Annotated in this window: 13 protein-coding genes; 9 read left to right on the top strand and 4 right to left on the bottom strand. The window is 72.3% G+C overall.

Annotated features, from left to right (window positions below; all coding sequences use genetic code 11):
• The first annotated feature begins 23 nt into the window (after positions 1-23).
• The 8 genes from Acy02nite_RS36255 (at position 24) to Acy02nite_RS36220 (ending at position 7,127) form a co-directional block, all read left to right on the top strand.
• Positions 24-1,202, top strand: a complete 1,179-nt coding sequence (locus Acy02nite_RS36255; protein WP_203751858.1) for an MFS transporter — start codon at positions 24-26, stop codon at positions 1,200-1,202.
• A gap of 88 nt (positions 1,203-1,290) precedes the next feature.
• Complete coding sequence (locus tag Acy02nite_RS36250) at positions 1,291-1,593, top strand: hypothetical protein (RefSeq protein WP_203751855.1); 303 nt, start codon at positions 1,291-1,293, stop codon at positions 1,591-1,593.
• 84 nt (positions 1,594-1,677) lie between these two features.
• Positions 1,678-2,805 carry a DegT/DnrJ/EryC1/StrS family aminotransferase gene (locus tag Acy02nite_RS36245; protein WP_203751853.1) on the top strand — a complete coding sequence of 376 codons (1,128 nt, stop codon included), beginning with the start codon at positions 1,678-1,680 and terminating at the stop codon, positions 2,803-2,805.
• The gene (locus Acy02nite_RS36240) at positions 2,802-3,446 is read left to right on the top strand and encodes a sugar transferase (RefSeq protein ID WP_203751851.1); all 645 of its coding nucleotides are present in this window, start codon (positions 2,802-2,804) and stop codon (positions 3,444-3,446) included. The genes Acy02nite_RS36245 and Acy02nite_RS36240 overlap by 4 nt, the downstream gene beginning before the upstream one ends.
• Positions 3,439-4,074, top strand: coding sequence for a NeuD/PglB/VioB family sugar acetyltransferase (locus Acy02nite_RS36235; protein WP_203751849.1), 636 nt, complete (start codon positions 3,439-3,441; stop codon positions 4,072-4,074). Before Acy02nite_RS36240 ends, Acy02nite_RS36235 begins: the two co-directional genes overlap by 8 nt.
• A 9-nt stretch (positions 4,075-4,083) precedes the next feature.
• Positions 4,084-5,322 carry a glycosyltransferase family 4 protein gene (locus Acy02nite_RS36230; RefSeq protein ID WP_203751847.1) on the top strand — a complete coding sequence of 413 codons (1,239 nt, stop codon included), beginning with the start codon at positions 4,084-4,086 and terminating at the stop codon, positions 5,320-5,322.
• Positions 5,323-5,373: 51 nt separating this feature from the next.
• On the top strand, positions 5,374-5,721 hold the full coding sequence (locus tag Acy02nite_RS36225; protein WP_203751845.1) for a PadR family transcriptional regulator: 348 nt from the start codon (positions 5,374-5,376) through the stop codon (positions 5,719-5,721).
• A complete protein-coding gene (locus Acy02nite_RS36220; protein WP_203751843.1) occupies positions 5,718-7,127 on the top strand; it encodes a hypothetical protein in 1,410 nt (469 codons plus the stop codon). The genes Acy02nite_RS36225 and Acy02nite_RS36220 overlap by 4 nt, the downstream gene beginning before the upstream one ends.
• A gap of 1,306 nt (positions 7,128-8,433) precedes the next feature.
• On the opposite strand, the gene Acy02nite_RS47310 is transcribed toward Acy02nite_RS36220, so the two are convergent.
• Genes Acy02nite_RS47310 through Acy02nite_RS36200 form a run of 4 tightly spaced genes read right to left on the bottom strand, consistent with a single transcriptional unit; the run spans position 8,434 to position 13,335 of the window.
• Positions 8,434-9,630 carry an O-antigen ligase family protein gene (locus Acy02nite_RS47310; protein WP_203751841.1) on the bottom strand — a complete coding sequence of 399 codons (1,197 nt, stop codon included), beginning with the start codon at positions 9,628-9,630 and terminating at the stop codon, positions 8,434-8,436.
• Positions 9,627-10,916 carry a lipopolysaccharide biosynthesis protein gene (locus Acy02nite_RS36210; RefSeq protein WP_203751839.1) on the bottom strand — a complete coding sequence of 430 codons (1,290 nt, stop codon included), beginning with the start codon at positions 10,914-10,916 and terminating at the stop codon, positions 9,627-9,629. The genes Acy02nite_RS47310 and Acy02nite_RS36210 overlap by 4 nt, the downstream gene beginning before the upstream one ends.
• 15 nt (positions 10,917-10,931) lie before the next feature.
• Positions 10,932-11,939: a glycosyltransferase family 2 protein gene (locus Acy02nite_RS36205; protein WP_203751836.1), complete on the bottom strand. Its 1,008-nt coding sequence runs from the start codon at positions 11,937-11,939 to the stop codon at positions 10,932-10,934.
• A 16-nt stretch (positions 11,940-11,955) separates the two neighbouring features.
• Positions 11,956-13,335: a tyrosine-protein kinase domain-containing protein gene (locus Acy02nite_RS36200; protein WP_203751833.1), complete on the bottom strand. Its 1,380-nt coding sequence runs from the start codon at positions 13,333-13,335 to the stop codon at positions 11,956-11,958.
• Positions 13,336-13,423: 88 nt separating this feature from the next.
• On the opposite strand from Acy02nite_RS36200, the gene Acy02nite_RS36195 reads away from it, so the two are divergent.
• The gene (locus Acy02nite_RS36195) at positions 13,424-15,208 is read left to right on the top strand and encodes a nucleoside-diphosphate sugar epimerase/dehydratase (RefSeq protein ID WP_203751830.1); all 1,785 of its coding nucleotides are present in this window, start codon (positions 13,424-13,426) and stop codon (positions 15,206-15,208) included.
• Positions 15,209-15,357 lie beyond the last annotated feature (149 nt).

The following is a 15,357-nucleotide window of genomic DNA, read 5'->3' as shown; positions in this document are numbered from 1 at the left end:
GCGAATCGGAAACGAGAGAGCGCATGTCCGCAGTCACTGAACTGCTCAGAACGCCGTACGTCGGAAGGCTTCTCCTCGCGAGCCAGATCGGGCGCCTGCCGATGGCTTCCGCTCCGCTCGCGCTGCTGCTTTTCGCCCGTGAGGCGCACAGTCTCGCCGTCGCCGGCCTGGTCGTCGGCGCCTACACCGCGGGAATGGCGGTCGGCGCGCCGATCCTGGCCCGGATCGTCGACCGGTGGCGGCAACCGCCCGTGCTCTGGGGTTCCGCGGCGCTGTCCGGCGCCGGGTTCCTGCTGGTGGCATGCGGTGGGCACGCACTCGTGCCGACGTTGGCCGGCGCGGTGCTGGGCGGACTCGGCACGCCGCCGCTCGAGGCCTGCCTGCGCGCGCTCTGGCCGGACCTGGTCGCCGCGGACGTGGTGGCCGCGGCGTACTCGCTGGACATCGCCGTTCAGGAGGTCATCTACGTGACCGGGCCGCTCGTCACGCTGCTTGCGGTGGCGATCGCCGGTCCGCCGGCGGGACTCGTCATGGCGGCGTTGCTCCAGCTCGCCGGGGTGGCGGTGTTCGCGTCCACGCCGGTGGTCGGGGTCTGGCGGGCGGTGGCGGGCGTCCGGCACTGGGCGGGACCGTTGCGGGTGGCCCGGTTCGTGGTGATCCTGCTCGGCGTGGTCTGCGCGGGAGCGGCGATCGGGAGCCTCCCGGTCGTGGTCACCGGCTATGCCGAGGCGGCCGGGAACCGGTCCCTGAGCGGCTGGCTCCTGGCGGCACAAGCCGTGGGTGCGTTGGCCGGCGGGCTCGTCTACATACGCGTCCGTCCCGGCGGGCGGTGGCGGTTGCCACTGGTCACCGGCATGCTGGCGGCCGGGTTCGTGCCGTTGCTCGCGGTCCCCGGGGCGGCGATGACGGCGGTGCTGCTCGCGATCGCCGGGTTCTCGCTGCCGCCGGTGCTGACCGCGGTCTTCCTGGCGGCCGACCGGCTGACGCCGGCCGGGACCGCGGTCGAGGCGTTCGCGTGGATCATCACGGCGTTCACGGTGGGCAGCGCGGCGGGCGCGGCGATCACGGGTCCGCTGGTCGGCGTGTCGATCCGGGCCGGGTTCGGGTTCGCGCCCGTCGCGGGCCTGCTCGCGGTGGCGGCGATGTCCGCGGCATCGTTTGCCCGGCGTCCCGCCCTGGTCCGAGGCTCCGGATCGGGATGACTGATTGATGGGCATTTGGGCGGGGCTCGGCGGGAAAGGGGTACCCCACCCCCGTGTCGGGTGTTGCGGGTGCGGCTAACGTTCCGGTGTGGCTAAGGGATCTCTGGCGGTGCTGGTCGGGATTGTCGTGCTCGCGGTGCACGTCGGTCTCGGCCTGTTCGCGGCGAACTGGTTGTGGACCGACACCGACGATCCGCACCAGTGGATGTACTTCTACGGCACCGGCGGCTGCTGCATCGCCCCGGTCACCGGGATGATCGGCGCGGTGCTCTTCAACGACCCACGGTTCAAGGTGATCGGCGCCGGCGCGCTGGCCGGGCTCTTCCTGGCGCTGGCCGGCGCGGTGGTGCTGTGGGCGATCGGCTTCATGCCGTCCTGGATCAACGGATAGGTCCCGGCAACCGGCGCGGGCTAGCATGACGGAGGCCGAGCCGACCGAATCCCCCCGAGGCGCCGGCCCGATGGGTGGTGGGGGATGCTTGCCGAGAAACGCACTGTGCTGCTGTCCGGCCCCGATGTCGGACCTCTGGAGCAGGAGTATGTGCTCGCGGCTCTCCGCTCGGGCTGGGTCGCCCCGGCCGGGCCGGATCTGGAGTTCTTCGAGCGCGAGATCGCCGACCGGACCGGCGTGCCGCACGCCGTCGCCGTCAACTCCGGAACCGCCGCGCTGCACCTGGCGCTGCTGAGCCTCGGCGTCGGGCCGGGGGACCTCGTCGTCGTGCCGACCCTGACGTTCGTGGCCACCGCCAACGCCGTCGTCTACACCGGCGCGACGCCGGTCTTCGTGGACTGTGACCCGGCGACCGGCAACCTCGACCCGGACCTGCTGGCCGGGGTGCTCGCCGCGGACGCTTCGGTGCGCGCGGTGCTGACCGTGGATCTCTACGGGGCCTGCGCCGACTACGAGCGGATCATGCCGGTGTGCGAGGGCCACGGCGTCCCGGTGATCGAGGACGCCGCCGAGGCGCTCGGCGCCGGGCATCGCGGCCGGCCGGCCGGCTCGTTCGGGCGGGCCGCAGCGCTGTCCTTCAACGGCAACAAGATCATGACCACCTCGGGCGGCGGCATGCTGCTCACCGCCGACGCGGAGCTGGCCGCCCGGGCGCGGCACCTGGCCGGGCAGGCCCGGTTGCCGGCCGAGCACTACGAGCACGCCGAGATCGGCTACAACTACCGGCTGAGCAACATCCTGGCCGCGCTCGGGCGCGCCCAGCTGCACCGTCTCGACGAGATGATCGAAAGGCGCCGGGCGGTACGCGACCAGTACGCCAAACTCTTCGCCCACGCCGGCGCCGTGACCCTGATCGGCGACGACCCGGGGGCGAACTGCTGGCTGACCGGCATCGTCGTCGACCCGGAGCGGGCCGGCTGGCACGCCCGTGACCTGGCCGCCCATCTCGCCGCGCGGGGCATCGAGACGCGCCCGGTCTTCAAGCCCATGCACCTGCAGCCGGTGTTCGCCGGCGCGCGCACGGCCCTGACCGGCGCCGCCGAGCAGCTGTTCCGCAACGGCCTGGTCCTGCCCAGTGGCTCGGCCCTCACCGGGGACGAGCTCCGGCGGGTACGCGACGCCGTCACCGAGTTCCTGGACGGCCACCGGTGAGCCGCGCGTCCCGGACCACTGACGTCGTGCAGCGCGCGGTCGACGTCGCGGTCGCCGCCACCGGTCTGGTCGTCTTCTCCCCGGTGATGGCCGGGGTCGCCGTGGCGGTCGCTGCCCGGCTCGGCCGGCCGGTGCTGTTCCGCCAGCTCCGCCCGGGTCTGCACGGCCACCCGTTCACGCTGGTCAAGTTCCGCACGATGCGGGACGTGGACGAGGGGCGCGGGCTGATCAGCGACAGTGACCGGCTCACCGGGCTCGGGCGGGTGCTGCGCACGTTCAGCCTGGACGAGCTGCCGACGCTGTGGAACGTGCTGCGCGGCGAGATGAGCCTGGTCGGGCCGCGGCCGCTGCTGATGCGTTACCTCGACCTCTACACGCCGGAGCAGGCCCGCCGCCACCTCGTGCGCCCGGGCGTCACCGGGCTCGCCCAGGTCAGCGGTCGCAACGCGCTGAGCTGGGAGGACCGGCTGGCGATCGACGTCTGGTACGTCGACCACCGCTCGCTCGCGCTGAACGCCCGGATCATCGTGCGCACCGCCCTGACCCTGCTGCGCCGGGAGGGCATCAGCGCCCCCGGCGAGTCGACCATGCCGGAGTTCACCGGCACCGCCCAGCCAGGGAAGGGGCCGGACGTTGTCTGAGTCCATCGTCATCGTGGGCTGCGGAGGGCACGGCCGGGAGGTCTACGGCGTGGTCGTGGCCGTAAACGACGCCGGGGGCGGCCCGTGGAAGGTCGCCGGGTTCCTCGACGACGCGCCGGCCGACGCGAACCTGCGCCTCCTGGAGCGGCTCGGCGTCCCCTGCCTGGGGCCGAACGCGCTGCTGGCCGAGCTCGACGCGCACTACGTGATCGGCATCGGCGACCCGCGGATCCGCGCGCGGGTCGCCGCTCAGCTGAAACCCTGCGGCCGGCCGGCGGCCCGGCTCGTGCACCCGGCGGCGACCGTGGGCCTGGCCGGCGAGCTGGCCGACGGTGTGGTGCTGTGCGCCGGCGCGCGGGTCACCACGAACGTGACCCTGGGCCGGCACACCCACCTGAATCAGAACGCGACCGTCGGCCACGACGCGATCCTGGGGGAGTGCGTGCAGGTGAACCCCCTCGCGGCGGTCTCCGGGAGCTGCCGGATCGGGCGGGAGGTGCTGATCGGGACGAACGCGTCGGTCCTGCAGGGCCGGGCAGTCGGCGACGGGGCGACGGTCGGGGCCAACGCCTGCGTCGTCCGGGACGTGGAGCCGGGACGGACGGTCAAAGGCGTACCGGCGGCGTGAGGGGACCTTGTGCGCATCACCTACATCCACCAGTACTTCAGGACGCCCGGGATGGCCGGCGGCACCCGGTCCTACGAGTTCGCGCGGCGGCTGGTCGCCCGTGGCCACGAGGTGCACCTGATCACCGGCGAGCCGAACGGCACGCGGGCCCGGATCAGCACCGAGGCCGGCATCGTCGTGCACTGGCTGCCGGTGTCGTATCACAACGCCATGTCGTACCGTCGCCGGATCTTGGCCTTTCTGGGGTTCGTCGGTCACGCGGCGGTGGTCGCCGGGCGCCTGCGCCACGACCTGGTCTTCGCGACCAGCACCCCGCTGACGGTGGCGATCCCGGGGGTGTTCGCGGCGCTGCGCCGGCGCGTGCCGATGGTCTTCGAGGTCCGGGACCTGTGGCCGGAGGTGCCGATCGCGATGGGGGTGCTCCGCTCGCCGGCCACCCGCTGGGCCGCCCACCGGCTCGAGGCGTGGGCCTACCGCCGGTCGGCGCACGTGGTCACGGTCTCGCAGGGCATCGCCGACAGCATCGTGCGCCGGTTCCCCGGGGTGCCGGTGACCGTCGTGCCGAACGGCGCCGACCGGGAGCTGTTCGCCGGCGCGGACCGGGCGGGCCGGGCGCTGCGGCGGGCGACGCCGTGGCTCGGGGACCGGCCGATGATCCTCTACGCCGGGACGATCGGCGTGGCCAACGGCGTGGACTATCTCGTCCGGATGGCCGCCCGCCTCGCTCACACCGATCCGGAGGTACGGATCGTGATCGTCGGCGACGGCCGGATGCGTGACCAGGTCCGGGAGCTCGCCGCCGAGCTCGGGGTGCTGGACCGGAACCTGTTCCTGCTGGACCCGGTCGCCAAGTCCGAGGTGGTCGCGTACTACGCCGCCTGTGATCTGGCCACCTGCCTGACGGTCAACGTTCCGGAGCTGAGCAGCGACTCGTCGAACAAGTTCTTCGATGCGTTCGCGGCGGGGCGGCCCGTCGCGGTGAACCACGCCGGGTGGGGCGCCGACCTGCTCGCCGCGACCGGGGCCGGCCTGGTCCTGCCGGCGGACGACCCGGACGGCGCGGCCGCCATGGCAGCCGCCTTCCTTCGCGATCCGGCGGCGTGCGCCGAGGCCCGGGCGGTGTCGGCCGCGCTCGGGCAGGACCGTTTCGACCGCGACCGGCTCTTCGGCGACTTCGAGCGGGTGCTGCTCGGCGCGGCCGGGGAACGGCCCGGTCTCGTGACCCGCGAGGGGTCGCGGAGTCGGTAGCCCGGGACAGGGCTCTTGTGGCATATAAAGATCATCTTTATATTGGACGGCATGGCCGAACCGATGCGCGATCCCAGCTTCTGGGTCCTCACCGCCCTGGCGCCCGAGCCGCGGCACGGCTACGGGGTGATCCGGGAGGTGGACCGGCTGTCCGGCGGGCAGGTCACGTTGCAGGCCGGCACCCTGTACGCGGCCCTCGACCGGCTCACCGCGCTCGGCCTCATCGAGGCCGACCACGAGGAGACGGTGGACGGACGGCCGCGACGGTACTACCGGCTCACCAGCGACGGCGCCGCCGCGCTAGACGCCGAGACCGAGCGGCGGCGGGCGGCCGTCGCCGCGGCCACCGCACAGCTGTCGGCCCGCCGCCGGCTCGGGCTGAACCTGGGCGCGTCGTGAGCGACCGGCTCGCCCGCCGGTACGCCCGCCTGCTCCGCTTCTATCCGCCCGGCCCGCGCCGCGCCGAGATGCTCGGCACCCTGCTGGAGTGCGCGCCGCCCGGCCGTTCCCGGCCGACCGTCGAAGAGATCGTGAACCTGACCCGCTTCGGGCTTCGCGCCCGCCTCGGCCGGCCGGCCGGCACCGCTGTGGTCGTCCTGTCCCTTCTGGTCATGCTCGCCTGCGGCCTGCTCGGCGCGGCCGCCGGCGCCCGCCTCGGGTGGACGCTGCAGAAGCCGCTGCCCACGGGGGCGGAAGCGGAACGGCTCACGGCGACCGCCTTTCCCGGGCTGCCGGTGCTGGGCGGCGGCGACGCGCCGCCGTTCGTACCGGCCTTCGGCGCTGACGGCGGCGAGATCTACGGCTTCGCCGAATACTGGGTGCGGAACACCACGGAGACCCGGGACGTGCCTGCGTACACGAAGGGCGTCCGCGACCGCCTGGCCGGCGCCGGCTGGGAGATCCGCGACGACGTCTCCTACGACGAGGACCTTGAGCAGCCGTCCTGGAGCGCGGGGTTCTCGGCCACCAGGGGCGGGCTGACCCTTGCCTACAGCGCCTACTACGTGAAGAACCACCCTTGGTACGACTCCGACGGCTCGGCCGGCTTCCAGTTGTCCCGCACGACGCCGCCATGGCCCGCCCGGTTCGCGGTGCCCGGCGCGCTGCTGGCCGCCTGCGTCGGCTGGCTGCTGTTCGGCTGGGCGAGCCGCCGCAGCGAGGACCATCCGGGGCGGACCGTTGGCGCGGCCGCGTTCGCCTGGTCGGCGATCGTGGTGGTCGCGCTGAGCCTGTTCTTCGTCTCCCTGTGGTTCTCGCAACCCGAACCGCTGGAGGGCAGGGCGCTGTGGACGACCCTGGATCAACTGTCCCAGGCGCCCACCACGCTGGCGCTCGGCCTGGGCCTGCTCGCACTGGCGACAGCCGTCCTGCCGGCCCGGTCGCGGGTCTTCGCGGCGGCGGCGCTGGTGCTGATCACGGTGGGAGCCATGACCGGCTGGCCCGGTTGGGCACGCCCGGGATGCACCCCGTCCGGGCCGCCGGCCGACCTCCCGGCCGCCGAGGTCGCCTCCAGCCTGGTGGCCCGCGTCTACGTGGCCGCCGACGCCTCCGACGACCAGCGCAACATCGCCCAGGCCGCGATCTGGCACGTGCCGTCGGTACGGACCACGGCCTGGTCCGCCGATGTGACGGACCAGGACTTCCGGGACGCGTACTGCGGCGGCGGCCGGATCACCGGCGCCTCGCGGGCGACGCTGCCTCAGTTCTGGCTGGTCGAGCTGAGCAGCCCCGGCGCGTTCGAGGGCCTGGTGGCCGAGGTGAGCAAACTGCCCGGGGTGGCGGCCGTCCGGCACGCCGCTTCCTGACACGCCGAGATCGTCGAGGACACCGGCACCGACCATGACCGTGGTTGTCCAGCCGGCGACAACCACGGTGGCGGCCGGCCTTGGGCTGCGGGCTGGGTCCTGACCGTGGTGACGCCGCCGCCGGACCACGGTGAGAACCAGCCGGGCAGTGACGTTCTCTCATCGGCAGATCAAGGCGTCGGCGTGGAGATTGGACCGATCCAAGTTGCGGTCGAATCCGGTCTGCGGCGAGGCTGGGACCGCGCGCCCCATCTATTCGGGTCGCAGATGAGGGTAGGTCGGCCATCGTGGAAATGCGGTGCCAATTTCCGTTTCGGTGTCGCTCGGAGGAAATAGTTTTTGGCGCGTTCCGGCGCTTGCGGCAGCATTTCCCTGGCTGGGATAATATAATGGTGGCGCAGATGTCGTTGTTCAGCCGAGGCGAGCTCGCGGGAATGCGGGATCGCACCCTGGCGCGCAACTATTCGGCGGAGCGGGAGCAATTCCGGCGCGACCATGAGCGGCATCGTGCCTGGGGTTTACGTCAGCGTCATGCACGGAAGCTGGTCCGGGCGGGATGGGGTGCTTCGGCAGCGTGGGCCGCCGTTACCGCAGGGGAAGATCGGCAGCGTGAAGCGGCGTCAGTGATCCCCGCTCCGTCGCGGCCGGCGAATCCTGCTCCGAGGTCGCCCGCTGCGGTTGCTGTCCATCGGCGGGACGGATTTCCGGTGGAGCACCGCTATCGCCGCAGCTCGCGCTTGGGCCGCCCGCGCCTGTGCTGCCCGCGCCTGTGCCTGCGAACTCGCAGTCGGCGTCTGGGCCGCCTGCGCCTGCGTCCGCGTACCTGCAATCCGCGTTCGGGCCACCTGCATCCGCGGTTCCGCAGCTTGCGCCCGGCTGGGGGCAAGGTGGGTTGTTCATTGTTTTGGTGGGCTGGTGTGTGATGGTGGTCGAGGTGGCACTCGATAGGGCGAGAGGCCGCCGGGTCCGCCGTGGTCACCGGGCTGTGGTTCAGCTCAGGGCAACCATTCCTGATGTTTCTGGTTGTGGGTGGGAGGCTTCTGGCGCGCGTGGTCCGCCGACAGTTTTCGTGCCTTTGCCAACGGTTGGTTGATCCTTTCATCGGTGTGATGAATATGCCGCTCGAGTGCCTTGATGCGTGCGCCCGCCACGGGAACGCCAGATCGGTCGACGTCGTGTCCAAGCGTGCGAAGATCATGGGCGAACTCCGCTCGCGGTCACGGCTCCATCGGCAGTGAGTCGGATTCGCTGGAGGTCAGTGCCGGCGGGAGGTCAGTGCCGGCGGGAGGTCAGTGCTGGTGGGAGGTTAGTGCCGGCTGGGGGTCGCTGCGGGAGCGCGGGCGGGATGTACCGCTGCCAGCAGCAGCATGATCCACATCGTGCGGGCGTCGTAGTAGTCGCCCGAGAACAGGTTCGTGCAGCCGATGAAGATGCCGCAGTAGGCCGCGAACCGTGCCTCCAGGCTGCGGTCGCGCAGCGGCACCGCGGCGTACCCGTGCCACAGCCCCAGCCACGCCACCAGCAGCAGCGCCAGCCCGACCGTCCCGCCCTCGGCCGCGATGGAGAGCGGCAGGTTGTGCGTGTACAGCTCCAGGCCGAAGCCGCTGACCATGGTGAAGCCGTTGAGCCCGGTGCCCAGCAGCGGGTGTTGCAGGAAGATCCGCACCGCCATCCCGAACAGCACGTCACGCGACGACGCGTTCTGCTGTTCGAGGGTGCCCTGGATGAACCGCGCCTGCACGTAGTCGGCGATCGTCGGCCCCGCGGTGATCACCAGGAGGATGCCGACGACGACGATCAGGCCGAACGGCTTGGCGAGCCGGCCGAAGTCGAGCCGCGGCCGGATCGCCAGCAGCGCGATCGCGATCGTGACGCCGAGCGAGACGAGACCGCCGCGGGAGCCGGAGGCGATCGCGCCGAACAGGAAGACCGGGATCGGCACCAGCCAGATCAGCCGTTCGGCCTCGCGCAGGTACAGGTAGAACGAGGTGATCATGCCGAGGATCATCAGCCGGACGAAGACGTTGGGCCCGCCGCCGAGCGCCGCCCATCGGCCGTTCACCTCCCGCCCGAAGCCGGCCGCGGCGGCCGCGAAGTAGACCCAGGCCGCGGCGTGGAACAACTTCAGGGTCGTCGCGGTCACCCGGTCGCGGTCCCAGGCGGCCAGGTTGTAGTAGACGATCAGCAGCCCGAAGACCGCGCACAGGTCGCCGAGGACCGGGCCGGTGACCGTGCCGGGCGGCACCCACAGGATGGAGAGCCCCTGGTAGGCGAGCAGCGCCAGGATGCCCAGGACGGCGTGCCCGCCCGCGGCCGGGCGAGGGCCGACATGGTGCGACTCCAGGGCCAGGCTCAGGACCAGGACCAGGAACATCGGCACCCGTACGTCGTTGGCGACCGGAATGTCCACGCCGGCGCGCGACAGCGTGAACCGGCCGGCCAGCGTGACCAGGAAGGCGAACAGCACGATCAGCCCGGGGCGGGCGGTGGGTTCGCCGGTCATGGCCGGGGCAGGCGGACGGCGTACGCGGCGAGCCCCACCCCGTCGAACCCGAGCGCCGTGGCCGCGGCGGCCAGTCCCAGCACCGCCGCGTGCGGTGGCGTCAGGAACACCGTCCCGATGGCGGTCACCACGATCTCCAGGGCGAGGCAGGCGATCAGCAGACGGCTCATGAACTTCGGCTCGAGCAGCGTGTCCATCGTCGGGCGGGCCGCGTAGAACATGGCGAGCGGGATCGCGGCGAACACACCGAGCCGCAGGATCGGGATCGCCGCGGAGAACTCCCGCCCCAGGAAGCCGTGCACCAGCGCCGGCGCGAACACCAGGATCACTGCGGTCGGCAGCGCGGCGAGCACCCCGGCCAGCACCGGCAGCGCGGTGAGCAACTGGCGCACCCCCGCGTTCTCCCCGGTGCGGTGGAACAGCCGGCTCAGCCGGGGCATCAGCACCGGGGTCAGCATCGCGAAGACCGAGCAGATCAGGGTCACCGCCGAGGTGGTGAAACCGACGTATCCGGCGTCCGGCCGGCCCGGCATGGTCACCGCCACGGCGAAGGTCGGGAAGGTGTAGAGCGTCGGCAGCGCCACCTCACCGGGCATGCGGCGGACGCCGTACGCCAGCAGGGTCTTGAAGGTCGGCTCGTGATCCTCGGCGGTGGAGGCGGGACGGCGGCGGACGACCAGGGTGCCCCAGAGCCCGACCGCTGTGGCGCCGACGCCCTGGATGATCAGGAAGTCCTCGATCGTCTCGGCGCTCAGGAACGCGACCAGCGGGATCAGGCCGAGCCCGAGCCCGTAGATCAGGTTCGAGTCGACGATCTGGTGATTGCCGCGCAGTGCCGCGAGCCCGGCCGAGCACAGGCAGTTGCCGCCGAGCATGACCACGATGGCGACGACCGCGTCACGCCCGCCGGTCAGGCCGAGCGCGTCGGCGATCCGGGCCCCCGCGCCGACGCCGATCAGGCCGACGACGGTGACGAGCGCGGTCTCCACGTAGAGGGCCTGCCGGGCGAGCCGCCGGGTGGTGTGCTCGGTGCGCGGCAGGTAACGCTGCAGCCCCAGGCCGAGCCCGAGTAGCAGGGCCGGCTGGAACGTGCTCACCGTGCCGCGCGCGATCTGGTAGTAGGCGAACCCGCTCACGCTGCCGCGCCGGGCGACCAGGTGGAACAGGTACAGCCCGGTGCCCAGCACGAACCACTGGACGGCCAGGGTGGTGACGTAGTCGCGCCGCACGGCGGCGGGCACGGCACGCAGCAGTGTTCGGAGGTCCGGGCGTTCACCGGCGGACATGCGGCCGAGCCGTGCTCATCCGCGCCGGGCGGCCGGGTCCAGCGCGCCGCAGATCGAGCCGATGCCGTAGAGGACGTGCGTGGTCACGAAGACGATCGGCAGCGTGACCAGCAGCGCCGGGTCACGGTGGCGCCGGGCCAGCCGCCCCGCCGAGGCGAGCGCCGCCGCACCGTAGAGGCCGGCGATCCCGGCCGCGGCCCGCCGGGCGTGCCGGCTCCGCGGCGACGCGGCGGCCGCGACACCCAGCGCCACGACGAATCCGACGGGTACGAGGTTGCGGAACGATCCGATCCAGCGGCCGACCGAGCGCGACGCGCGGAACGGCCAGTACCCGGCCTCGAACGTCCACGCGCAGAACTCGCGGAAGTCGCTGCGGGCGTAGTACGTGCTGGAGATGTCCGGCAGGAGGAGGATCTTCCCGCCGGAGGCCCGCAACCGATGGTTGAACTCTCGGTCCTGGGCCCGGTCCAGGTCCTCGTGGAACACGCCGACCCGCTCGAACACCGCTCGCCGGTAACAGCCGCCGAACACGGTGTCGACCCACTGCGGGCCGCCCGTGCCGGTCCGGTACCGGGCGCCGCCCGCGCCGAACATGTCGGTGCCGGCGACCGCGATGGCCCGGCCCAGCGCGGTGTCGTCGCGCGGCAGTGGCCGCCGGACGCCGCCGACGTTGTCCGCCTCCGGGTTCTGCAGCAGCCCGTGCACGCACTTGAGCAGGTAGTCCGGCTCGTACTCGGCGTGCACGTCGAGCCGGACGATGACATCGCCGCGCGCTTCGGCGATGCCCCGGTTCAGCGCGGCCGGCCGGCTGCGCCCCGGGTTGTCGAGCAGCCGGATGTTCGGCTCGCGCAGCGCGTGGTCACGGACGATGGCGCGGGTGCCGTCGTCGCTCATCGCGTCGACGAGCAGGATCTCCATCCGCTCGGGCGGGTAGGTCTGCGCCTTCACCGAGTCGAGGAAGGCGTCGACGAACCGGGCCTCGTTCCAGCACGGGATGACAACCGTGACATAGGGGAGTTCCATCATCGGGCTCCGATCATCAAGCGGCCGCCTGCATCTTCCAGCCGCCCCAGGCCCGCGGCGGCTTCCGGCCGGACAGATAGGTGTCGTAGCTCGGCACCGCGTCCGGGCCCTTGTGGGTGACCATGTTCAGCACACAGCCGAGCAGTGTGGCGTTGACCGCGTGCAACGCCCGGACGGCCTGCGTGACCTGCGCGGACGTGGTCCGGCGAGCCCGCACGACGAGCAGCGTCCCGTCGGCGCGGGCGGCGACCACTGCCGCGTCGGTGACCGGCAGCAGCGGGGGACAATCGAAGATCACGACATCGAATCTCTTGCGTACGTCGTCGACCAGCTCCGTCATCCGCGGTGAGCTGAGCAGCTCGCTCGGGTTCGGCGGGGTGCGCCCGCTGGCGAGCAGCCACAGCCCCGCGCCCCACGGCTGGAGCACCTGTTCCAGCACCGCGGTCCCGTCCAGCACCGTGCTGAGCCCGGCCGCGTTCTCCTGCCCCAGGAACGCGGCCAGCCGCGGGTGGCGCAGCTCGGCGTCGACGACCAGGACGCGCTGCCCGGCCTCGGCGAAGAGCAGGGCCAGCCCGCACGCGGTGGCCGACCGGCCCTCGCCGGGGACGGCGCTGGTGACGGCCAGGGTCTTGACGGAGCTCGCGGCGGCCGCGCACTGCACCTGCGTACGGACCTCGCGCAGCGCCTCGGTCCGCGGCGACGTGCTCGCCGAGACGAACGGGCCGCCCGGGTCCATCGGCACCCGGGCCAGCACCGGGGCCGACGTGAGCACCTCAAGGGTCTCCCCGGTGCGTACGGTGTGGTCGGCGACCTCCCGCCCGACCGAGCCCATCGCGCCCAGCACCAGCCCGGCGACGGTGGCGAGCGCGAAGTTGTTCAGCGTGTTCGGCGCGACCGGCTTGTCGTCCAGACCGGGCCCGGTGACGACGGTGACCTTGACGGTCGACGGCTCGGTCGGGGCCGGCCGCTCCAGCTCCTCGACCGCGTTCCGGAAGCGTGCGGTGACCCGGGTGAGCAGCAGCAATGCCCGGTTGCGATCCCGGTCCTCCACGCTCACCTCCATCATCACCGTGTCCGCCACCGTCTCCGAGGAGATCGCCTCCCGTACCTGCTCGGCGTCCATGTCGATGCCGGGCGTGCCGGCGAGGGGAGTGGCGACCTCGTCGCTGGTCAGCAATCTGGCGTAGGTGGTCAGCCGGCTGGTGTTGAACATGCTGGCCGGGTAGAGATCGGAGGCGCCGACGGCCGGGGTGGAGAAGAAGAACGTGACCCGTGCCGCGTACACCGGGGTGGTGTTCAGGTTCACGACCAGGGCAGCGCCGAGCGCCAGGACCACCGAGGCCAGCATCAGCAACCAGTGCCTTCTGGCGACACGGAGGTAATCGCGCGGGCCCACGCGGCAACGATATGGCGGCGTATGGGGTCCTTCTCCGGTATCGAAAAAGTCCGTTTTAATCTACGTTTGTCCTGCTAAAGTGCCGGTCATGAGGGCCGCTCGCCTGCTGCCGCTGCTCGTGGACGGCGCCGCGTGGGCGGCCGGCCTGGTGATGGCCGTCCTCGCCCGGTACGACCTGGCGCCGCACCGCCACCAGGTGGCCGGCGCCCTCGCCGTCGTGCTGCCGGCCGTCGTGCTGCAGGCGGCCGTCGGTCACACCCGGGGGCTCTACCGCGGCCGCTACCGGTTCTCCGGCTTCGACGACATCCGCGCGGTCGCCTTCACCGCGGTCATCGTCACCCTCGTCCTGACCGTCACCGACCTGATGCTCACGCGACATCCGATCCCGCCCGGCCTGCCAACGATCGGCGGCGCGGTGGCGCTGGTGCTGATGCTCGGGGTCCGCTACCTGCGGCGGGCGCGGCTCTCCCGGCGCCGCCGGCCGCGCGGCGCCGACCCGGTCATCCTCTTCGGGGCCGGCGCCGCGGCGGAGGTGCTGGTCGACTCGATGCTGCACGACCCGTCCGGCCGTTACGTCCCGGTCGGCCTGATCGACGACGACCCCCGCAAGCGGAGCCTGCGCCTGCGCGGGGTGCCGGTGCTCGGCGCGCGCGACGACCTCGCCGCGGTCCTGGCCCGGACCGGCGCCGAACTGGTGGTCTTCGCCGTGGCGAACGCGGACGCGGCGCTGGTCCGCGACGTGCGGGACCGCGTGACCGCGGCCGGGGCCGGCTTCCGGGTGGTGCCGTCGGCCAGCGAGCTGATGAACCACCCGGTCGAAGTCGGCGACATCCGCGAGGTGCAGGTCACCGACCTGCTCGGACGCCACCAGATCGACACCGACCTGTCCGCCATCGGTGGCTACCTGACCGGCAAGCGGGTCCTGGTGACCGGGGCCGGCGGGTCGATCGGCTCGGAGCTGTGCCGGCAGATCCACCACTTCGGCCCGGCCGAGCTGATGATGCTGGACCGGGACGAGACGTCGCTGCTCGCGGTCCAGCTGTCCATCGATCCGCGAGCTCACCTGGACGACCCGCGGGTGATCCTGGCCGATCTGCGGGACGGTCCGCGGATCCGGGAGATCCTGCGGACCCGCCGGCCGCAGGTGGTCTTCCACGCCGCCGCCCTCAAACACCTCGCGCTGCTGCAACGGCACCCGGTGGAAGCGATCAAGACCAACGTCCTGGGCACCCTGAACGTCCTGGAGGCGGCCGAGTCGGTCGAGCGGTTCGTCAACATCTCGACGGACAAGGCGGCCGACCCGTCCAGCGTCCTGGGCTACTCGAAACGGATCACCGAGCGGCTCACGGCGTGGACCGCGCGGCGGCGTCCCGGCACGTTCCTCAGCGTCCGCTTCGGCAACGTGCTGGGCAGCCGCGGCTCGGTCTTCACCACGTTCAGCACGCAGATCGCCGAGGGCGGGCCGGTCACCGTGACGCACCCGGACGTGACCCGCTACTTCATGACCACCCAGGAGGCCGTGCACCTGGTGATCCAGGCGGCGGCGATCGGCCTCGACGGGGAGGCGCTGGTCCTCGAGATGGGAGCCCCGGTCCGGATCGCCGAGGTGGCCCGGCAGATGGTGGCGCTGTCGAAGAAGCAGATCCCGATCGAGTTCACCGGGTTGCGCCCAGGCGAGAAGCTGGCCGAGTCGCTGTTCGGCACCGGCGAGGTGGACCGGCGGCCCTTCCACCCGCTGATCTCGCACGTCGAGGTGCCGCCGCTGGACCCGGTGCGGCTGCGGCCGCTGTTCGCTGAGGCCGACACCGCGGTCCAGATCGCCCGCCTGTCCGAGGTGTGCGACGCACCAGCCCCGGCACCGGTCCTGCGCTGATCGACCCGGTCCCGCCGGAGCCCGGCGCGAAGCCGCTGCCACGCCCGGCCGCGGCCGCGGTCCCGCTCGCCGGCTGGTCCTGGTGGTCGTTGTTCGTGCCTCATAACAACCACCAGCACCAGCCCGATGCGCGAGCGGTCGCTGGGACG

Source organism: Actinoplanes cyaneus (genome assembly GCF_016862095.1).
Taxonomy (GTDB): Bacteria; Actinomycetota; Actinomycetes; order Mycobacteriales; family Micromonosporaceae; genus Actinoplanes; species Actinoplanes cyaneus.
This window is presented reverse-complemented; position numbering and strand designations above follow the sequence as displayed.

What these genes read in the sequence shown, in the direction of transcription:
- Acy02nite_RS47310 (WP_203751841.1), bottom strand. Translation starts at nt 9,630, where the DNA reads ATGACCGGCGAACCCACCGCCCGCCCCGGGCTGATCGTGCTGTTCGCC.
- Acy02nite_RS36210 (WP_203751839.1), bottom strand. Translation starts at nt 10,916, where the DNA reads ATGTCCGCCGGTGAACGCCCGGACCTCCGAACACTGCTGCGTGCCGTG.
- Acy02nite_RS36255 (WP_203751858.1), top strand. Translation starts at nt 24, where the DNA reads ATGTCCGCAGTCACTGAACTGCTCAGAACGCCGTACGTCGGAAGGCTT.
- Acy02nite_RS36195 (WP_203751830.1), top strand. Translation starts at nt 13,424, where the DNA reads ATGAGGGCCGCTCGCCTGCTGCCGCTGCTCGTGGACGGCGCCGCGTGG.
- Acy02nite_RS36245 (WP_203751853.1), top strand. Translation starts at nt 1,678, where the DNA reads ATGCTTGCCGAGAAACGCACTGTGCTGCTGTCCGGCCCCGATGTCGGA.
- Acy02nite_RS36205 (WP_203751836.1), bottom strand. Translation starts at nt 11,939, where the DNA reads ATGGAACTCCCCTATGTCACGGTTGTCATCCCGTGCTGGAACGAGGCC.
- Acy02nite_RS36225 (WP_203751845.1), top strand. Translation starts at nt 5,374, where the DNA reads ATGGCCGAACCGATGCGCGATCCCAGCTTCTGGGTCCTCACCGCCCTG.